Raw genomic sequence first — 19,496 nt, 5'->3', positions numbered from 1 at the left:
GCCGAGGCCGAGGCCGAGGCCCGGCGGCGGCGCGAGGCCCGAGGCCCTGCCTGCGGCGCGAGGCGCGGTGCGCGAGGCCCGACGCCCGCCGACGGCGCGATTCCCGGCGCGCGACGGCGCGGTGCGCTGCTGGGCCGTGCGGACTGGGCGGGGGTCAGGTGAGTTGGGCGGCTTGGACTGCTTCGGCGGTCACCTCGGTGAGGCGGTCGGTGGGGAGGGCGCCCAACTCCTCGCGGCCGAACCAGCGGGCCTCGCAGGTGGAGCCGCCCACGTCAGCCACGGTCAGTGGGTTGGGCTGGTCGACGACGACCCGGTAGAAGGCGCGTACGCCGTGCCAGTCGATCGGGTAGCCCTCGGGGCCGAGTGAGGCGGCGTCGCGGTGGCTGGCGACGCCGAGCAGCTCGACGAGGCGGCCGGCCTGGCCGGTTTCCTCGATCAGCTCTCGGATGAGTGCCGCGCCGGGCTGTTCGCCGTAGTCGGTGCCGCCGCCGGGTAGGTGCCAGCAACCGGCGCCGGGGTAGCCGTCGGAGATGCGGGTGAGCAGCACTCGGCCAGCGGGGTCGGTGCAGACCGCGTACGCGGCGAAGCGCTGGGCCCGGTGCAGCCCGTCGGGGCCGGGCACGGCGTAGAAAGAGGGGAACTCGGGTGCCTCGTCGGGCACCACGTCGGCCGAGGAGGCGGGCAGTCCGAGGGCGCGTGCGGTGAATGAGCGCAGCGGCAGCTCGCGGGCCTCGTCGAGGGTGTACCACCGGGCCAGGTCGGTGGGGCGCTCGCCGACCCGGTCGGCGAGGGTGCCGCCACGCACGGCCACCCGGTAGATCAGCCGGTCGGTGTGGATGGTGATGCCGCGGTCCGGTAGGGCGCGCATGTCGGCGAGCACGTCGGCCAGGCCGGAGACGGCGACGGAGAGGCCGGTTTCGGCGGCGGTCTCGCGAACGACTGTGTGGTTCGGGTCCTCGCCGTGGTCGACAGCCCCGCCGGGCAGCGACCACGCGCCGGGGGTGCCGGAGCGCTCCGATGCGCGGACCAGCAAGACTCGGCCGCTTGTATCAGCACAAACTGCGTATGCCGCGATCCTGCGGAGCGGCTTGAGCAAGGTGGTCACGGAAGCAAATTCTCCCCGGGCCGGGTTACCGGAACGGAAAAGAGTCGGATTCCTGACTATCTGGCCCCGGTCAGGGATTGGTCAGGGTAAGGATCCGGGCGGTCACCGAGGGCGGGCCGGGCGCCAGCGCGGACCGTGGGGGTATGACATCGACCACCGCTCCCCGTGCCCCGTACAAGCAGCTTCGGCGACCCACCACCGACCGCATGGTCGCCGGGGTCGCCAGCGGCGTCGGCCGCTACTTCGCCGTCGATCCCACACTGGTCCGCGTGATCTTCGCGGTCACCGGCCTGCTCACCGGTGGGCTCGCGCTGTTCGCGTACCCGATCATGTGGTTCCTGATGCCGGAGGAGCCCAGCGGTGCGCCGGCCTGGCCGCACGCCGCGGGCGTCTCGCCGCAGAACGGCCCGCCGCCCACCGCCGGGCCCGCGCCCGGCGGGCCACCGCAGGGGTACGCCTCGACGCCGCCCTACCCGCCGACGACCCCGTCCAGCACGCCGACGACCCCGTTCAGCCCACCGCCGGCGGCCTGAGTGGCGCTCACTCCCACTCGATGGTGCCCGGCGGCTTGCTGGTGACGTCCAGGACGACCCGGTTGACCTCGGCGACCTCGTTGGTGATCCGGGTGGAGATCCGGGCCACCACCTCGTAGGGCAGCCGGGACCAGTCGGCGGTCATCGCGTCCTCGCTGGAGACCGGGCGCAGCACCACGGGGTGCCCGTAGCTGCGCCCGTCTCCCTGCACGCCGACGCTGCGCACGTCGGCGAGGAGCACCACCGGGAACTGCCAGACGCCCCGGTCGAGGCCGGCGGCGGTCAGCTCCTCGCGGGCGATCAGGTCGGCCTGGCGGAGCAGGTCGAGGCGCTGCTGGTCGACCGCGCCGATGATGCGGATGGCGAGGCCGGGGCCGGGGAACGGGTGCCGCCAGACCATCGCCTCGGGCAGGCCCAGTTGGAGGCCGAGCGTCCGGACCTCGTCCTTGAACAGGGTGCGCAGCGGCTCGACCAGCGCGAACTTCAGGTCCTCCGGGAGGCCGCCGACGTTGTGGTGACTCTTGATGTTGGCGGTGCCGGTGCCGCCGCCGGACTCCACCACGTCGGGGTAGAGGGTGCCCTGGACGAGGAACTCGACGTCGCCGTGTGCGGCGATCTCGCGGGCCGCGGCCTCGAAGACCCGGATGAACTCCCGACCAATGATCTTGCGCTTCTGCTCCGGGTCGGTCACCCCGGCGAGCGCTCCGAGGAACCGGTCGGTGGCGTCGACCACCTTCAGCTTGATGCCGGTGGCGCTGACGTAGTCCTTCTCCACCTGCTCGGCCTCGCCTGCGCGCAGCAGACCGTGATCGACGAAGACGCAGGTGAGCTGGTCACCGACGGCCTTGTGCACGAGCGCCGCGGCGACCGCCGAGTCCACCCCGCCGGAGAGGCCGCAGATGACCTCCTTGTCGCCGATCTGGGCGCGGATCCGGGCGACCTGCTCGTCGATGATGTTCTCGGGAGTCCAGGTCGGCTCGATGCCGGCGATGTCGTAGAGGAAGCGGGTCAGCATCTCCTGGCCGTGCGCGGTGTGCCCGACCTCCGGGTGGAACTGCACGCCGGCCCGGCGGCCGGCCAGGTCCTCGAATGCGGCGACCGGCGCGCCCGCCGACTCGGCGGTCACCGTGAAGCCCTCTGGCGCCTCGGTGACGCAGTCGCCGTGGCTCATCCAGACCGGCAGGTCCGCGGGCAGGTCACGCAGCAGCACACCGGGGTCGAGGAGGCGGGGGCGTAGCGGGGTGCCGCCGTACTCACGGTTGCCGGTCCTGGTGACCGTGCCGCCGAGCGCCTGGGCCATCGCCTGGAAGCCGTAGCAGATGCCGAAGACCGGCACGTCGGCGCTGAAGACGCCCGCGTCGATCTGCGGCGCGTCAGGGGCGTAGACGCTGGCCGGACCACCGGAGAGGATGATCGCGGCGGGGTTCTTCGCCAGCATCTCGGCGATCGGCATCGAGTGCGGCACGATCTCGGAGTAGACCTTCGCCTCACGGACCCGACGGGCGATGAGCTGGGCGTACTGGGCTCCGAAGTCCACCACGAGGACGGGGCGAGGCAGGCTCATGTGCACGAAGCCTACCGACAGTCACGGCCGCTGCCGGCACCGGCTCGCCGCTGGCGGCCGGCGGGTTCAGGAACGCAGCGCACCCGGGGCGTCCGCCGGGACCGCCGGCTTGCGCGGGGGTACGGGCGACAGCCGGCGGTACGGGGAGCCGAGCGCCGGGCGGGGGTCCTTGTCGCCCTTGTTGGGCCAGAAGGACATCGCCCGTTCCGCCTGTGCGGTGATCGTCAGGGAGGGGTTCACGCCCAGGTTGGCCGAGACGGCCGCGCCGTCGACCACGTGCAGCCCGACGTGCCCGTACACCCGGTGCCAGGGGTCGATCACCCCGTCGGCCGGGGTGGCCCCGATGACCGCCCCGCCCAGGATGTGCGCGGTCATCGGGATGTCGAAGGGTTCGGTGAGTGAGCCGCCGGGGGTGCCGCCGATCTCGTCGGCGAGCATCCGGGCGGCGGTGTTGCCGGCGGGGATCCAGGTGGGGCTGGGCGTGCCGTGGCCCGGGCCGGTGACCAACCTGCGGCCGAGCGGGCCACGCCGCCACCGGGTGGTCAGCGAGTTGTCCAATGACTGCATGACCAGGGCGATCACCGTCCGTTCCGACCAGCCGCGTACCGACAGCATCCGCGCCGCCAACCGGGGCTGCCGCACGATGCTGCCCAGCCAGCGGCGTACCCGGTGCGGGCCGCCGTCGACCAGCAGCGACTGGAGCAGCCCCATCGCGTTGGAGCCCCGCCCGTAGCGGACCGGCTCGATGTGGGTCTGCGGGTCGGGGTGGAACGAGCTGGTGATGGCCACCCCCTCGGTGTAGTCCAACCGCTCGGACCGGGCCCGTTGGCGGGGCACCGAGGCACCGAGGATCGCCTCCGAGTTGGTGCGGGTCAGCTCGCCGAGGCGGGGCGAGAGCCCGGGTAGCGCACCGTCGGCCCGCATCCCGTGCAGCAGCCGCTGGGTGCCGAGCGCCCCGGCGGCGAAGACCACCTGGTCGGCGTGGATGACCTGCCGACCCTTGCGCAGCCAGGCGCCGGTGCGTTCGGTGTGCACCTCGTACCCGCCGCCGTCGGCGGGCCGGACGGCGGTCACGGTGGTCAACTGGCGGACCGTGACCCCGAGCCGTTCGGCGAGCCAGAGGTAGTTCTTGACCAGCGTGTTCTTCGCCCCGTGCCGGCAGCCGGTCATGCACGATCCGCAGTGCAGGCAGCCGGTGCGTTCCGGGCCGGCGCCGCCGAAGTACGGGTCGTCGACCCGCTGGCCGGGACGGCCGATGTGCACGCCCACCGGGGTGGCGTGGAAGGTGTGCCCCACCCCCATCCGCTCGGCCACCGCGCGCATGGCGCGGTCCGCGCCGGTGTGCATCGGGTACGTGGTGACGCCGAGCATCCGTTTCGCCTGGTCGTAGTGGTGGGCCAACTCGTCGCGCCAGTCGGTGATGTCCCGCCACTGCGGGTCGCTGTAGAAGGCCGGCAGCGGTTCGTAGAGGGTGTTCGCGTAGACCAGCGAACCGCCGCCCACCCCGGCGCCGGAGAGCACCAGCACTCCGCCGCCGGATCGTCTGTCGGCCGGGCGGAGCAGGGTGAGCCGTTGGATGCCGTAGCAGCCCAGCTTCGGTGCCCAGAGGAACCGGCGGACCCGCCAGGACGTCCGCGGCAACTCGTCGTCAGCGAAGCGGCGGCCGGCTTCCAGCACCGCGACCGAGTAGCCCTTCTCGGCCAGTCGGAGCGCGGTGACGCTGCCGCCGAAGCCGGACCCGATGACGACCACGTCGTACCGCATGGACGCATCATTACTCGCGAGTAGCGCTCGCGCCAGCGGCACTTTTCGCGCGATCATGCTCCGGCCGACCGACCCGGCGTCTCCCGGCCGCAACCCGGAGCACCCGTCGGAGCGTTGTTCACCAGACGGGTGGAAGGAATCCAGGATGGTTCTCGGGTCGATGGCTCCGCGCCGACGGTGGCTGCTGCTGGGGTTGGCGGCCCTCGCCGTCGTCGCGCTGATCGCGGCCGGCACTGTGGTGATCACCCGGCTGACCGGGAACGACAAGCCGGGCGGCCCTCCGGTGGCCGGCTCACCGACTCCGTCACCGGTCGGCACGCCGACCCCCAGCCCCAGCGGTCCACCGCCGGGCGCGGACATCACCGGCCCGCTCAACCTGCTACTGGTCGGTGTGGACACCCGGGTCAGCGTGCCCGGCTGGGAGCCGCACTCGGACGCCGTGCTGGTGCTGCACGTACCCAAGGGGTTGGATCGGGCGTACCTCTTCTCACTCCCCCGCGACCTGGTGGTGGACATCCCGGCGTTCCCGAAGGCCGGCTACAAGGGCGGCAAGACCAAACTCACGCACGCGATGAGCTTCGGCAGCCGGGTGCCGGGCAAACCCAAACAACCCAGCACCCCCCAGGGGTACGAGCTGCTGCGCAGCACGGTCAGCGGCTACACCGGGCTGCGCATCGACGCCGGCGCGGTGCTCACCTTCAACGGGTTCGACCGGCTGGTGAACGCCCTGGGTGGGGTGGACATCTACGTCGACCAGCGGGTCGAGTCGCTGCACCGCCGACCGGACGGCAAGTACCGGGAGAGCGCGCCCGGCGGCTACAAGGGGCCGCAGCAGGTGTACGAGAAGGGCGAGCAGCACCTCAACGGCTGGCAGGCGCTGGACTACTCACGGCAGCGCTACATCACCGGCGGTGACTACGCGCGGCAGCGGCACCAGCAGCAGCTGATCCGGGCGATGACCCGCAAGATTCTGGACGAGGGCCTGGCCCGGCAACCCGAGCGCGTCGACCAGGTGGTCTCCGCGCTGGGCGACACGCTGGTCTACGTGGGCGGGCGCCGGATCGTGGACATCGCGTACGCCCTCAGTGGCCTGCCGGAGAACCGTTTCACGCTGGTCGGGCTGCCCGGCTCCGGTGTCGGCAAGGGCAGCGCCTACCGGGGCGAACAGCTGACCAGCGAGGGCCGGAAATTCCTCACCGAACTCCGCGCCGGCCGTGCCGACGCCTACCTGGCCGCCCACCCCGCCCTGGTCGTCAAGAACTGACCGCCGCTCAGAGCCGCTTGGGCAGGGCCGGCTTCTTGGTGCCGTAGAGCCAGGCGTCGAAGATCGCGTCGAGCTGCTTGCCGGAGATCCGCTCGGCCAGGGCCACGAACTCGGGCGTGGTGGCGATGCCGTCGCGCTTCTCCGCCGCCCAGGTCTTGAGGATCTCGAAGAACGCCTTGTCGCCGACGGTCACCCGCAGGGCGTGCAGGGTCATCCCACCGCGCTGGTAGACCGACTCGCTGAACAGCTTCTCCACGCCCGGCTTGCCCGGCGGTGTCCTCCACACCTGCGCGGACATCTCGGCGTAACGCCTGTCGAACGCCTCCTTGGCGGTGTACGCCTTGGTGTGCTCGGCCCAGAGCCACTCCGCGTACGTCGCGAAGCCCTCGTTGAGCCAGATGTCCTCCCACTTGGCCAACGCGACGCTGTCGCCGAACCACTGGTGCGCCAGCTCGTGGGCGACGACCTCGGTGTTCTCGCCCTGCCGGAAGAAGCTCGCCGCGTAGACCGGTCGACTCTGCGTCTCCAGGGCGTAGGAGATCCGGCTGTCGGAGATCACCACCCCGCCGTACGCGTCGAACGGGTACGGCCCGAACACACTCTCCAGGTAGTCGGCCACCGCGACTGTCTGTGCGACGGACGCGTCCGCGTTGCCCTTGGCCTCGGTGGTGGTGACCGCGTTGTAGACCGGGCGGCCCTTGTGCTCACCGGTGGTGATCCGGAACTTGCCGATCACCAGCGTGCTCAGATAGCTGGCCATCGGCGACTTCTCCGACCACTTCCAGGTGGTCCAACCGCCCGTGCTGGTCTTCCCGCCGGGAACGCCGTTGCTGATCGCGGTCAGGCCGTCCGGGACGGTGACCTCGAAGTCGTAGGCCGCCTTGTCCGACGGGTGGTCGTTGACCGGGAACCAGGTGCTGGCCGACTCGGGCTGACCGAGCGCGATGGCACCATCGGCGGTGTGCAGGAAGCCACCGTCACCGAGCGCCTCGTTCTTCAGCGGCTTCGGCTTGCCCGCGTAGGTGATCTCGGCAACGAACCCATTGCCGTTGATGAGTCCGGAAGCCGGCTTGATCACCAACTCGTTCCGCTTGCGGCTGTGGGTCGCCGGAACGCCGTCCACTGTGACGGCGCTGACGGTCAGACCGGCCAGGTCGAGGTTGAACGTCGACAGGTCGGCCGTCGCGGTGGCCCGCACTGTGGTCGTACCCGTCAACTGGTCCTTGGCCGGGTCGTAGCGCACCTTCACCGTGTACCGCGCGACGTCGTAGCCGCCGTTGCCGTAGGTCGGGAAGTAGGCGTCGCCGACCCCGTCGGCGCCCGCTGTGAACGTCCGCCCCGGCGTGGGGGACGCGCTCGGTGGTAGGGCCGTCTCCGGGCCCGCCGAGTCGCATCCGGACAGTGCGAGCGCACCGGTCACCAGCAGGCCGGCAGCCACTCGCAGTCTGCGCCGCGTCCCCCGCATCCCACACCCTTTCCGCACGGTGGCCGGTCACGGCCTCCGCCGTCCCGCACGAACGGGCGCCTACCCGCCGTTCGCAGGCGGCAGCATATCGACCGGGCGCGGGGCCGGGTCACGGCAGTGTGGGGGCCGACCCACCCACCAACCAGGCGTCGAAGAGGGGACGCAGTTGCCGCTCGGCGACCCGCTCGGCCAGCGCGACGAGGTCCGCGGTGGTCGCGTTACCCGCCGCCCGCTCGGTGGTCCAGGTACGCAGGATGCGGAAGAAGAGGTCGTCACCGACGGTCCGGCGCAACGCGTGCACGGCGAGCGCCCCGCGCTTGTAGACGGCGGAGCCGAACATCTGTTCCCGGCCCGGCTCGACCGACGGCTGCGTCCAGTCGGTCGCCGCGTACTGGATCTCGAAGTTGCGCTGGGCGGTCCGGCCGCCGTCGTGCTCCTCCCACAGCCACTCGGCGTAGCTGGCGAAGCCCTCGTTGAGCCAGATGTCGCTCCACCTGGTCAGCGACACGCTGTCACCGAACCACTGGTGCGCCAGCTCGTGCGCGACGACGCTCGGGTTCGGCCGGTCGTCGGCGAAGAAGCCGGGCCCGTAGACCGGTCGGGACTGGGTCTCCAGCGCGTACCCGATCCGGTCGTCGGCGATCACGATCCCCCCGTACGAGTCGAACGGGTACGGGCCGAAGCGGCTGGCCAGGAAGTCGACGATCGCGCCGGTGCGGGCCAGCGAGGTGGCCGCGCCGCCGGTCGCCGGCAGGCTCGCGGCCACCGCCGTGACCATCGGCCGGCCGGCGTGTGTGCCGGTCACCACCCGGTAGTCACCGATCACGAGTGTGCTCAGGTAGCTGGCCATCGGGGCGCGCTCCGACCAGCGCCAGGTGGTCCAGCCGTCGGCGCTGCTCTTCGGCCCGGGTACGCCGTTGCTCAGCGCGGCCAGTCCGTCCGGGACGGTCACCGCCAGGTCGTAGGTGGCCTTGTCCGACGGGTGGTCGTTGACCGGGAACCAGGTGGCGGCCGAGTCGGGTTGGCCGAGCGCCACCGCGCCGTCGGCGGTGTGCAGGAAACCGCCGCTGCCCAACGCCCCGTCGTCGACGGCCGTGGGGACTCCCGCGTACTCGACCGTCACTGTGAACTGCCGACCGCGCGGCAGTCCGTCGCGGGGGGTCACCACCAGCTCGCCGTCGCCGCGCCGGTGCTCGGCCGGCGCGTCACCCACGCTGACCGCGCGGACCTCCAGGCCGACCAGGTCCAGGTTGAACCGGGACAGGTCCTGGGTGGCGGTGGCCGTGATGACGGCTCGTCCGGTCAGCCGGTCGGTCGACGGGTCGTAGCGGACGTCGAGGCCGTAGTGCCCGACGTCGTAACCGCCGTTGCCATGCCCCGGCACGTACGGGTCGCCGATGTCGGCGGTGCCGGGCCGGAAGCCGTCGCGGTCGCCGGTACAACCGGTGGCGGCCAGCCCGATCGCGCAGGCCAGCACGGCGACGACGGCGGCCAACCGACTGCCGGCCGATCTCCGTCCGGTCCGGACCATGCACACCCCCTGCGGTACCTCCGGTCAGGAAGAGCGTAGTCAGCGCCACCGGCCACGCAGCCCGTATCGACGATCATCAGTGACTTTCGTTGAATCAAGCAAAAGTTACCGTCGATCGATACTTTCTTTCGACTTCGACCGACGTTAGTGTCTGTCTCCAAGATGTAACGTGCTCGGCACATTCAAACCGATCACGGCCGGGACGACACCCCTCCGTCCTGGCCCAACACACGCAACGGGCGCTCGGCGGCGCCCCGCGACCGGATCTCGTCGCCCTCTGCTGATCGTCATCGACGGCAACCGCCGTCGCGAAAGGTGGAACCATGCCAGACCACACCGCCCCCGACGCCACCCCCACCGGCCGGCTCAGCCGCCGGTCCCTGCTCGCCGCCTCCGCCGGGGCCGCCGCCGCGATCGGCGCGGCCGGCCTACCCGTCCTCGCCACCGGCACCCCGGCGCTCGCCAACCCCGGCAACGCGAGCAAGCTGCGGGTCGAGCCGCTGATCCCGGCCAAGAACCGCGGCATCATCCTCTACAGCGTCCGCGACCGGATCACCGCCGCGCCCGACGACAGCGGAGTGCCGTACGGCTTCGAGCGCGTCCTCGCTCGACTCGCCGAAATCGGCTACAAGGAGATCGAGTTCGCCGGCTACACCCAGAGCACCGAGATCCTCGGTCGGCAGATCACCCCCGCCGAGATCCGCAAGATCCTCGACGACAACGGTCTGGTGGCCAACGGCACCCACGCCTCGATCCAGCCGGCCACCTTCCAGCAGCAGTTGGACATCGCCGAGGAACTCGGCATGAAGAACATCGGCACCGGCAGCGACCCGACCAGCAGCGCGTACAAGGCCGAGTGGGACGCCGCCGCGGACATCTGGAACGAGCTGGGCCGGCAGGCCCGAGCCCGGGGGATGCGGCTCTACACGCACAACCACGACGCCGCGTACAACTTCCTGATCGACCGGGGCCCGCGCGACGCCCAGGGCCGGCAGACCCGGTCCTCCGGCATCCGCCGACTGGAGTACTTCTTCGAGATCACCGACCCGCGGTACGTCTTCTTCGAGCTGGACATCTACTGGGCCTACGTGGCCCGCTACAAGCACCAGAAGTACGTAAACCCGGCCGGCCAGGAGGTGACCGACCTGTTCGACCCGATCCTCACCGTGGCCGACCGGACCACCCGGTTCCCGCTCTTCCACGCCAAGGATGGCGACCGGGACACCAGCGTCCCCAACGGTTACCAGATGACCCCGCTGGGCGAGGGCGACCTCAACTTCCAGCAGTTCTTCCAGACCATCGGCGAGCGCAACTTCCACCACGCCAACTGGGAGATGGACACCGCCCCCGGCGGCGCCGAGAACAGGGGCCAGTCGCTGGACTTCGCGGCGACCAGCTACCGCAACATGTCCGACCTGACCATCTACGTCGACAAGTGATCCCCGGCGCGACCGGTGTCCAGCGGACACCGGTCGCGCCCCCCTCCGCCGGCCACCGCGCCGGCTCTCGGTGACGGGGCCGATCGACACCGGCCCCTTCACCCCGCGCCTCCCGTACGGCGACGGGACGCGCCCGGTCCATCCCCCACGCAGACGTGCTGCCGGCCCTCCACGGGCTGGGGATGCCGCGCGTCTGCCGACCACCGGAGGAACCGATGCCCCGACCGACCGGACGACGATGGTTCGCCGTCGCCGCTGGACTGATCCTCACCATCCCCCTCACCTCCGCCGTCCCCGCGACCGCCGCACCGACAGACGACGTGGCCCCGACCACGCCGACCGTGGCGGAGAACGGACCAGCCGCGCTGCGCTCGACCGCACGTGCCCCGCAGACCTACCGGGTGCTGGTCTTCACCAAGACCGCCGGTGAGCGTCGCGCGTCCATTCCCGACGGCGTCGAGACCATCCGGCAACTGGCCCAGGCGAACGACTTCACCGTCACGGTGAGCCGGGACGCCGCCGTCTTCACCGCCGCCGAGCTGGCGAAGTACCGTGCTGTCGTCTTCCTCAACACCACCGGCGACGTGCTCAACGCCAGCCAGGAAGCGGCCTTCGAGGCGTACGTCAAGGCTGGTGGCGGTTACGTGGGCGTGCACGCGGCGGCCGAGACCGAGCCGGACTGGGCCTTCTACCAGGACCTGGTCGGCGCGAAGGTCGCCAGCGCCTCACCGGCCGTCCGTGGCGTGGTGGACGTGGCCGACCGGGCCCACCCGGCCACCGAGACGATGCCGCGCACGCTCACCCTCACCGAGGAGTGGTACAACTTCAGCCGCAACGTCCGGGGCACCGCGCACGTGCTGGCCACTGTCGACGAGAAGACCTACGCCGGTGGCGCGATGGGATACGACCACCCGGTCACCTGGTGCAAGGACCACCAGGGTGGCCGCTCCTTCTACACCGGGCTCGGGCACAGCATCGAGACGTACCGCTCGGCGAGGTTCCGCGAGCACCTGCTCGGTGGTATCCAGTGGTCCGCCGGCGTGGTCGAGGGCGACTGCGGCGCCACGGTGCTCGGCAACTACGAAAAGGTCACCCTCAACGACGACCCGGGCGAGCCCATGTCGCTGGCCGTGCTCCCCGACGGCCGGGTGCTGCACAACACCCGGGGCGGTGAGGTGCGGCTCTACGACCCGGCCACCGGCGCCAGCCCGGTGATCACCACGGTGGACGTGTACCAGCACGACGAGGACGGCCTCCAATCGGTTGCCATCGATCCGGATTTTGCGACCAACAAGTGGGTCTACATCTACTACGCGCCGAGGCTGAACACCCCGGTCGACGACCCGGCCACTCCCGGAGTCAACGAGGGCGACGCTCCCGCCACCTCCACCGACCCCACGGTGTGGAACAAGTTCAAGGGCTACAACCAGCTCTCCCGGGTGAAGTTGGTGGACTCGCCCACCCCACACCTGGACATGAGCACCGAGCAGCAGATCCTCCGGGTGGACGTGGACCGCGGCATCTGCTGCCACGTCGCCGGCGAGATCAAGTTCGACGGCAGAGGTCTGCTTTACCTGATCACCGGGGACGACACCAACGCCGGTGGCTCCGACGGCTACACCCCGATCAACGAGTCACCCACCCAGGGCCCCGGCTACGACGCGCAGCGCTCCGCTGCGAACACCAACGACCTGCGCGGGAAGCTGCTGCGAATCAAGGTGCGGGCCAACGGCACGTACACCGTCCCCAACGGCAACCTCTTCCCCGAGGAGAACGACACCGCCGGGAAGACCCGGCCGGAGATCTTCCTGATGGGGCTGCGCAACCCCTTCCGGTACGACGTGGACGCCAAGGGCATGGTCTACGTCGGCGACTACTCGCCGGACTCCCGCGTCCCCAACGCCGCCCGGGGACCCGACGGCACCGGCCGTTGGTTCGCCACCAACAAGGCCGGCAACTACGGCTGGCCCTACTGCTACTCACCGAGCCTGCCGTACATCGACTTCGACTTCGTGACCCGCACCTCGGGAGCCCCGTTCAACTGCGGCGCCCCGGTCAACGACTCACCGCGTAACACCGGCCTGCGGGTCCTGCCGAAGGTTGAGCAGCCGCAGTTCTGGTACACGTTCGACGCGCGTACCCCGTGTGCCGGGTCGTACCTGGAGACCCCGGCGGCCGGCTGCGACTTCAAGTGGCCGGTGATCGGCACCGGCGGCGTCGGCCCGATGGGCGGTCCGATCTACTCGTACGATCCGGCGTCGACGTCAGAGGTGAAGTTCCCCGAGTACTACCAGAACGCGGTGGTGTTCGGTGAGTTCACCCGAGACAAGATGTTCATGATGCGCACCGACGGCCGGGGCACCCTGACCGGCGTCGAGCAGTTCCTGCCGGGCGTCGTCTTCGACAACCCGATGGACATGGAGTTCGGCCCCGACGGCTCTCTCTACCTGCTGGAGTACGGCGACGGCTTCTTCCGCGCCAACCCGGACGCACAGCTGTCCGTGATCCGGTACGTCAAGGGCAAGCGGTCTCCGGTGGCGAAACTCGACGCCACCCCGACGTCGGGAACCGCGCCGCTGACCGTGCGGTTCTCCTCAGCGGGCAGCTACGACCCCGACCCGGGCGAGTCCATCTCGTACGCCTGGGACTTCACCAGCGACGGCACCGTCGACTCGGCCGACCCCAACCCGTCGTTCACCTACACCGCCAACGGGACGTACACCGCGAAGCTGACGGTGACCGACTCCAGCGGGAAGACGGCGGTCCTCACCAAGGAGATCGTGGTCGGCAACACCGCGCCCACGGTGACCGTCACCTCCCCGGTGTCCGGCAGCTTCTTCACCTGGGGCGAGACCGTGCCGTTCACCGTCACGGTGACCGACCCGGAGGACGGGCCGGTGGACTGCGCACGGGTGACAGTCACCTTCGTCCTCGGCCACGACAGCCACGGCCACCCGGACAGCTCCACGACCGGCTGCACCGGCACCCTCGCCACCCCTGCCGACGGCGGCGACCACGCCGGTGGCTACCTGTACGGCGGGATAAGCGCCTCCTACACCGACCTCGGCGGTGGCGGCCAGGCCGCACTCACCACGGTCGGCCAGGCGATCATCCAGACCCCTCGTCAGCAGGCCGAAAACGCCCAGGTGAGGCAGGGTGTGGAGGTGGCGACCACCGGCGACACCGGCGGCGGCCAGCATGTCAGCGGCATCGACCCGGGCGACCACGTCGCCTTCGACCCGATCAACCTGGGCGGGGTGTCCACCGTGACACTGCGGCACTCGGGAGGCTCGGCGGCCACCGCCGGCACCCCCCGAGCCGGGGTGGAGCTAAGACTTGACTCGCCGACCGGTCCGGTCGTCGCCACGGCGGCGCTGAACGCAACCACGGGCAACTCCGCCTTCACCAGCACCACCGTGCCGGTGGACCAGCCCGCCGGAGCGCACCGGCTCTACCTGGTCTTCACCGCCGTACCCGGCGGCCCGACCAGCGGCCTCGCCAACCTGAACTGGGTCGAGTTCACCGAGGGCTGACACTCCCGGTACGACGAAGGCCGGCCCCGCAGTGTGCGGGGCCGGCCTTCCGGCGTCTGACGGATCGGTCAGCGGTCGAGGACCAGACCGACCTTCTGGAACTCCTTCAGGTCACGGTAGCCACACTTGGCCATCGCCCGACGCAGCCCACCGAACAGGTTGAGCTGGCCGTCGGCCTCGTCGGCCGGCCCGAAGAGCAGCTGCTCCATCGACCCGAGCGGCTCACCGGAGACCTCGAAGGCACCCCGGGGCAGCGACGGGTGGCTCGCCGCCGAGTGCCACCAGGCACCACCGGCGGGGGCCTCGTCGCAGAGCGACAGCGGCTCACCGAGCATCACCGCGTCCGCGCCGCAGCCGAGCGCCTTGGCGATGTCGCCCGAGGTCTGGATGTCACCGTCGGCGATCAGGTGCACGTACCGGCCGCCGGTCTCGTCCAGGTAGTCACGGCGGGCCGCCGCGGCGTCGGCGATCGCGGTGGCCATCGGCACCCGGATGCCCAGCACCGACTCGGTGGTCGACCACTCGTCGCCACCGATGCCCACGATCACGCCGGCCGCGCCGGTACGCATCAGGTGCAGCGCCGTCTTGTAGTCGGTGCAGCCACCGACGATCACCGGCAGGTCGAGGTCGGCGATGAACTCCTTGAGGTTCAGCGGCTCATCGGTGGTCGACACGTGCTCGGCCGAGACGATGGTGCCCTGGATGACCAGGATGTCCACTCCGGCGTCCAGGATCACCGGCGCCAGCGCGAGGGTGTGCTGCGGGGAGACCCGCACCGCCACCGTGCTGCCACCGGCGCGCAGCTCGCGGACCCGCTCCGCGATCAGGTCCGGGCGGATCGGCTCGGCGTACACCTCCTGGAGCCGCTTGGTGGCGCGGGCCTCCTCGTCGAGGCCGGCCAGCTCGTCCAGCACCTTGGTCGGGTTCTCGTAGCGGGTCCAGAGCCCCTCGACGTTGAGCACGCCGAGGCCGCCGAGCTGACCGAGCCGCACCGCCGAGGCCGGGCTCATGGTGGCGTCGGAGGGGTGGCCGACGCACGGAATGCCGAACGGGTACGCGTCGAGCTGCCAGGACGTCGAGACGTCGTCGACGTCCCGGGTACGGCGGCTCGGCACGATGGCGATGTCGTCCAGGTGGTAGCCGCGCTGCGCGGTCTTGCCCAGCCCGATCTCGACCACGTCACGCATGGGGGACTCCAGGTGGTTGGGGGTGTTGGATCAGCGGGTGTGGTAGTTGGGCGCCTCGACGGTCATCTGGATGTCGTGCGGGTGGCTCTCCTTCAGACCAGCCGCGGTGATCCGGATGAGCTGGCCCCGGCGGTGCAGATCGGGGATGTTCTCCGCACCGGCGTACCCCATGGCCAGCCGCAGCCCGCCGACCAGCTGGTGGGCGACCCGGGACAGCGGCCCCCGGTAGGGCACCTGACCCTCCACGCCCTCGGGGACCAGCTTGTCGTCGCTGAGCACGTCCTGCTGGAAGTAACGGTCCTTGCTGTACGACTTGGCCTGACCCCGGGACTGCATCGCGCCGAGCGACCCCATCCCGCGGTACGTCTTGAACTGCTTGCCGTTGACGAAGATCAACTCGCCGGGGCTCTCCTCGCAGCCGGCCAGCAGGCTACCGAGCATCACCGTGTCGGCGCCGGCCACCAGGGCCTTGGCGATGTCGCCGGAGTACTGGATGCCGCCGTCGCCGATCACCGGCACGCCGGCCGGACGGGCGGCCCGGGCAGCTTCCATGATCGCGGTCACCTGCGGCACGCCGACGCCGGCGACAATTCGGGTGGTGCAGATCGCGCCCGGCCCCACGCCCACCTTGACGCCGTCGGCGCCGGCGTCGACAAGCGCCTTCGCGCCGGCGTACGTGGCCACGTTGCCGCCCATGATGTCGACCGTCACGTCGGCCTTGAGCCGGCGGACCATGTCCAGCACGGCCCGCTGGTGACCGTGCGCGGTGTCCACGATCAGCACGTCGACGCCCGCGTCGACCAGGGCACGGGCCCGCTTGTACGCGTCCTCGCCCACACCGATGGCGGCGGCGACCCGCAGCCGGCCGGCGTCGTCCTTGCTGGCGTCCGGATACTGCTCGCTCTTGGTGAAGTCCTTGACGGTGATCAGGCCACGCAGCCGGCCCGAGTCGTCGACGATCGGCAGCTTCTCGACCTTGTGCTGACGCAGCAGCGCCAGGGCGTCGTCCTTGCTCACCCCGACCCGCGCGGTGACCAGCGGGGTGTGGGTCATGATCTCGCGAACCGGGGTGTTCGGCTCGGAGACGAAACGCATGTCCCGGTTGGTGACGATGCCGACCAGCTGGCCGTCGCCGTCCACCACCGGAACGCCGGAGATGCGGTAACGCCCACACAGCTCGTCGACCTCGCGCAGCGTGTCGTCCGGGCTGGCGGTCACCGGGTTGGTGATCATGCCGGACTCGGAGCGCTTCACCAGGTCGACCTGGAGGGCCTGGTCCTCCAGGGAGAGGTTGCGGTGCAACACGCCGATGCCGCCCTGGCGGGCCATGGCGATCGCCATCCGGGCCTCGGTCACCGTGTCCATCGCGCTGGACAGCAGCGGAATGGACAACTCAATGTTGCGGGTGAGCTTCGTCCGGGTGTTGACCCGGCTGGGCACCACGTCCGACTCGCCCGGCTGGAGCAGCACGTCGTCGAAGGTGAGGCCGAGCGGAACCACCCGGGCGGAGCCGGCCGGCAGCTCGGGCAGGTGGCCGCCCAGGTCGGCGTGCTCGACGCCGGCCGGAAGATCGGTGCTGGGCGAATTTTCCACGATTGCTCCCCTGAGCTGCTCGGATGGGCTTCAGCGAGGTGGCGCGGGCGGGCACCGGAGCGCGCCACGATGCCGGCACGTCGCCTCATCGTACCCAGTGAGCTGGGCGACCCGTCCGTGGCAGGCCGGGCCGGCGCGGAGGCCGGGGGGCGGACGTTCGCACCGCGTTGGGTCTACGGTGAGGGGGTGCACGACGAGCCCATCGACCCGTTCAATGGCGACCCGGCCGATCCGACCGCGGGTCTGGATGACCCGGGCGATGACGCGACGCCGGATCCGCTGACCGACGTCGAGCGGCAGGACGTGCTGGAAGACCTCGCTGACCTGGAGATCTACCAGGCTCTGCTGGCCCCGATCGGGGTTCGCGGGCTGGTGATCGAATGCGAGGACTGTCGCGAGCCGCACTACTTCGACTGGGACCTGCTCCGCGGCAACCTGCGGCACCTGCTCAACTCGGGCCGCCCCCGGGTGCACGAGCCCGCGTACGACCCCGACCCGGATCACTACGTGACCTGGGACTACGCCCGGGGGTACGCGGACGGGGTGCACGACACCCTGTCCGAGGGCACCGAGGACGAGCCGGGCGCCCCGACCGCCACCAAGTGACACCGCCGCGCAGCTGCGCGGCGTACCCCTGCTCTCGCGTGGCCTGCCCCCGCTGACCCCCCGCTGCCGCGCGGCGTACCCCGGCTGCGCGGGCGTGCCCTGCGGCGTACGGCGCGCTTCCGCGCAGCGTTGCCCGGCTGCGTGGCGTGCGGCGTACCCCGCTTCCCGCGGCGTGCCCTGCGGCGGCGCGGCGCGTTTGTCAGGCCACCAGACCGGCGCGGAAGCCCGCCGCCACCGCGTGCGCCCGGTCCCGGGCACCAAGCTTGCGGAACAACCGGCGGGCGTGCGTCTTGACGGTGTCCTCCGAGACGAACAACTCCCGGCCGATCTCCGCGTTGCTCTTGCCCTCGGCCATGCCGAGCAGCACCTGAAGCTCACGCTCGGTGAGGCCGATCGACGCCCGACTGGGTCGGGCGTTCGGGGCGGGACGGCCCGGGTCGGTCTGCGCCGGCGACTCGCCGGTCCCCGCCTCCGCCTCGTCATCGCCCCGCTGCACCGGCACCGACGCCACCCCGGCCGGCCCGTCGGCGGCTGCGGCCGCCCAACCGGGCTCACCGGAACCGCGCGGCGACGGCCCGGAGCGGCCGGAACCAACCACCGCCGCCGCATCGCGGGCCGGATCGGTGATCCGCTGGCGGGAGGCCCGGCCAGGCGCGGTGAGCAGCAGTAGCGCCTTCGCCACCGCGCTGGTCAGGTCATGGTCGACATTCTGGATCAGCCCCCGGGCGCCGGCGCTGATGGTGGCCGCCGCCGCCTCGGACTCCTCAGTGCCGAGCAGCAGCACCGCCGCCTGCGGCGCACGCGCCAACACCCGGCGGACGAAGCCGGCGCTGTCCGGCCGGGTGAGGGCCGTGTCGGCCAGGACCACGTCGGCCGGTCGCTCGGCCAGCCGCAGCATCACCTCGGGATCAGAGACGGCGGTACGAACGATCGCGGACAACCCCAGCCGCGCGGCAGCAGAAGTAAGGTGCTGGGCCGCGAGTGGTGTCCGAACGCACACAAGAACGGTACGCACTGTGGTCTCCTCTCCGCCAACGAGCAGACCATGACGCGGTCGGCTGGGGAGGGGGTTCCCGGCAATCCTTCGAACTTTTCCGACAGATGGGGCAAAAGCCGCAATTTCCCGGACGTTTTCGATCACACACGTGTGAGTTGGCGACAGCCCGGGTACCGGGAGATCCAGGCCGGGAACGGTGCGCCTGCGCGGCCCGCCGCCCGGACGCCGGCCATAAGGATTCTCGCGGAGCCGCGCGGGAGGAGGGGTGCTGATGTCGAACGTACGTAGACTGCCCGGACCCATCGTCGATCTCTGGGACTGGCAGCGACTCGGTGCCTGCCGAGGGCGCGACAGCGCCCAGTTCTTCCACCCCGACGGTGAGCGTGGTTCTTCCCGGTTGCGTCGCGAGTCCGCCGCCAAGTCGGTCTGCCGCGCCTGCCCGGTTCGCGCCGAGTGCGCCGCGCACGCCCTGTCGGTACGGGAGCCCTATGGCGTCTGGGGTGGTTTCAGCGAGTCGGAGCGCCTGCGACTGCTCGCCGTCGGCTGGGAGGACCTGGCCGACCGCCGGCACGCCCGGGTCGACGTCGCACGGCTGGAAGCCCGCCTGGGCCGCCCGCACAAGTCGACAGTTCCGGCCCAACGCAACGTCGCCTGACCCGACGCGTCCCCAACATCCGCGAAACCGTGTCCCCGCCCCTGGGGGTGCGGTTTCGCGCGTTTCGTACGGTTGCGTGGCTTCGCGTGACCTGACTCCACCTGCCACCTGCGGCCGCCGCGGCCGCGGTCGCCGCCATGCGGCCACCGGCCGCCACCGCCGCCAAACGGCCGCCACCGGCCACCGCCACCGCGGCCACCGCCTACGCCTACGCCTACGCCTAGGCGGCCATGATCAACACGAGTTCCTTGATGTCGGGG

14 protein-coding genes are annotated in these 19,496 nt (G+C 71.1%); 6 read left to right on the top strand and 8 right to left on the bottom strand.

Features of this window, described 5'->3' with window-relative positions:
- Positions 1 to 154: 154 nt before the first annotated feature.
- Complete coding sequence (locus MED15_RS24015) at positions 155 to 1,105, bottom strand: NUDIX hydrolase (protein ID WP_112589272.1); 951 nt, start codon at positions 1,103 to 1,105, stop codon at positions 155 to 157.
- Between the two features lie 143 nt (positions 1,106 to 1,248).
- Here MED15_RS24015 and MED15_RS24010 point away from each other — a divergent pair, with 143 nt between their 5' ends.
- Positions 1,249 to 1,638: a PspC domain-containing protein gene (locus MED15_RS24010; protein ID WP_112737044.1), complete on the top strand. Its 390-nt coding sequence runs from the start codon at positions 1,249 to 1,251 to the stop codon at positions 1,636 to 1,638.
- 7 nt (positions 1,639 to 1,645) lie between these two features.
- On the opposite strand, the gene guaA is transcribed toward MED15_RS24010, so the two are convergent.
- Both guaA and MED15_RS24000 read right to left on the bottom strand, forming a co-directional pair.
- Positions 1,646 to 3,202, bottom strand: coding sequence for a glutamine-hydrolyzing GMP synthase (guaA, locus tag MED15_RS24005; protein ID WP_112700177.1), 1,557 nt, complete (start codon positions 3,200 to 3,202; stop codon positions 1,646 to 1,648).
- Between the two features lie 66 nt (positions 3,203 to 3,268).
- Positions 3,269 to 4,966, bottom strand: a complete 1,698-nt coding sequence (locus MED15_RS24000) for an FAD-dependent oxidoreductase (protein WP_112737042.1) — start codon at positions 4,964 to 4,966, stop codon at positions 3,269 to 3,271.
- A 145-nt stretch (positions 4,967 to 5,111) separates the two neighbouring features.
- On the opposite strand from MED15_RS24000, the gene MED15_RS23995 reads away from it, so the two are divergent.
- On the top strand, positions 5,112 to 6,230 hold the full coding sequence (locus tag MED15_RS23995) for an LCP family protein (protein ID WP_112605392.1): 1,119 nt from the start codon (positions 5,112 to 5,114) through the stop codon (positions 6,228 to 6,230).
- A 7-nt stretch (positions 6,231 to 6,237) separates the two neighbouring features.
- Here MED15_RS23995 and MED15_RS23990 read toward each other — a convergent pair whose 3' ends face one another.
- Positions 6,238 to 7,695, bottom strand: coding sequence for a M1 family metallopeptidase (locus tag MED15_RS23990; RefSeq protein ID WP_112725900.1), 1,458 nt, complete (start codon positions 7,693 to 7,695; stop codon positions 6,238 to 6,240).
- 109 nt (positions 7,696 to 7,804) lie between these two features.
- Positions 7,805 to 9,226 carry a M1 family metallopeptidase gene (locus MED15_RS23985; protein ID WP_112725901.1) on the bottom strand — a complete coding sequence of 474 codons (1,422 nt, stop codon included), beginning with the start codon at positions 9,224 to 9,226 and terminating at the stop codon, positions 7,805 to 7,807.
- Positions 9,227 to 9,549: 323 nt separating this feature from the next.
- Between MED15_RS23985 and MED15_RS23980 the strand changes: the two genes are divergently transcribed.
- Positions 9,550 to 10,665 carry a sugar phosphate isomerase/epimerase family protein gene (locus MED15_RS23980; RefSeq protein WP_112589258.1) on the top strand — a complete coding sequence of 372 codons (1,116 nt, stop codon included), beginning with the start codon at positions 9,550 to 9,552 and terminating at the stop codon, positions 10,663 to 10,665.
- Positions 10,666 to 10,880: 215 nt separating this feature from the next.
- Positions 10,881 to 14,198, top strand: a complete 3,318-nt coding sequence (locus tag MED15_RS23975) for a ThuA domain-containing protein (protein ID WP_167457716.1) — start codon at positions 10,881 to 10,883, stop codon at positions 14,196 to 14,198.
- A gap of 68 nt (positions 14,199 to 14,266) precedes the next feature.
- On the opposite strand, the gene MED15_RS23970 is transcribed toward MED15_RS23975, so the two are convergent.
- Entirely contained in the window at positions 14,267 to 15,385 is a 1,119-nt protein-coding gene (locus tag MED15_RS23970) for a GuaB3 family IMP dehydrogenase-related protein (protein WP_112589254.1), read from the bottom strand.
- Between the two features lie 30 nt (positions 15,386 to 15,415).
- Positions 15,416 to 16,978, bottom strand: a complete 1,563-nt coding sequence (gene guaB, locus MED15_RS23965) for an IMP dehydrogenase (RefSeq protein WP_091406429.1) — start codon at positions 16,976 to 16,978, stop codon at positions 15,416 to 15,418.
- 186 nt (positions 16,979 to 17,164) lie between these two features.
- On the opposite strand from guaB, the gene MED15_RS23960 reads away from it, so the two are divergent.
- The gene (locus tag MED15_RS23960; protein ID WP_030337860.1) at positions 17,165 to 17,584 is read left to right on the top strand and encodes a DUF5319 domain-containing protein; all 420 of its coding nucleotides are present in this window, start codon (positions 17,165 to 17,167) and stop codon (positions 17,582 to 17,584) included.
- A gap of 199 nt (positions 17,585 to 17,783) precedes the next feature.
- Here the strand turns inward: MED15_RS23960 and MED15_RS23955 are convergent, their stop codons facing one another.
- A complete protein-coding gene (locus MED15_RS23955) occupies positions 17,784 to 18,599 on the bottom strand; it encodes a helix-turn-helix transcriptional regulator (protein WP_112700173.1) in 816 nt (271 codons plus the stop codon).
- Between the two features lie 253 nt (positions 18,600 to 18,852).
- On the opposite strand from MED15_RS23955, the gene MED15_RS23950 reads away from it, so the two are divergent.
- A complete protein-coding gene (locus tag MED15_RS23950) occupies positions 18,853 to 19,236 on the top strand; it encodes a WhiB family transcriptional regulator (protein WP_091406539.1) in 384 nt (127 codons plus the stop codon).
- The last annotated feature ends 260 nt before the right edge of the window (positions 19,237 to 19,496 follow it).

The organism is Micromonospora noduli, assembly GCF_003264475.1.
GTDB classification, from domain to species: Bacteria; Actinomycetota; Actinomycetes; order Mycobacteriales; family Micromonosporaceae; genus Micromonospora; species Micromonospora noduli.
The sequence above is the reverse complement of the archived record's forward strand: the minus strand, read 5'-3'. Positions and strand labels throughout refer to the sequence as shown.